At 57.4% G+C, this 619-nt stretch carries 1 protein-coding gene and 1 pseudogene; one reads left to right on the forward strand and one right to left on the reverse strand.

Going from position 1 to position 619, the window contains the following annotated elements; all coding sequences use genetic code 11:
* On the reverse strand, nucleotides 1-202 hold a 202-nt coding region (locus AC1D0Z_RS23700; RefSeq protein WP_477660559.1), incomplete at its 3' end, for a FadR/GntR family transcriptional regulator.
* 216 nt (nucleotides 203-418) lie between these two features.
* Between AC1D0Z_RS23700 and AC1D0Z_RS23705 the strand changes: the two are divergent.
* A pseudogene (locus tag AC1D0Z_RS23705) lies at nucleotides 419-619 on the forward strand (NAD-dependent epimerase/dehydratase family protein); the annotation flags it as partial.

The following is a 619-nucleotide window of genomic DNA, read 5'->3' on the forward strand; positions in this document are numbered from 1 at the left end:
TGCCGATCCCGTGCCGGGTTTCGACCAGCCCGGAGGCCTGGAGTTTGGACAAGGACTCGCGCACGACCGTCCGGCTCACGTCAAAGCGGGCCATGATTTCCGCTTCGGTCGGCAGTTTTTCGCCCGGCTGCAAGTGGCCCGAACGGATGCTGGTGGCCAGATTTTYGACGATCTCACCCACCAGTCCGCGCGGGCGGCGCATACGCAACGGCTCTTCTTGAAAGCCAGCCGTAAGACTTGGCTCAGAGCGACTAGGGGTTTTCCTTGAGTCCATTAAAAAACCATTGACAAGCTAGGGGGCGAATTGGAGAATTCCGAGTCATCAGACAACCTATGACTACCGCGTTCTTGGGTTGACTTTAACAAACTTCAAAAAAAAGTCCAGTGTTTGCCATCGCACTGGGCGCAGATCCAAAAAATGACCATCAAAGTTCACGAAAAGCTCTTGCTGACCGGCGCGGCCGGTGGCTTGGGCAAGGCCTTGCGCGAGCGCCTGAAAGCAAATTGTTCGGTGCTGCGGCTGTCGGACGTGCAGTCCTTCGGTGATGCTGCCGCCAATGAAGAGGTCGTGCTCGCAGACCTGGCCGACGCAGCAGCCGTCAACAGCATGGTTCAGGGT

The organism is Polaromonas sp. P1_E3, assembly GCF_056405935.1.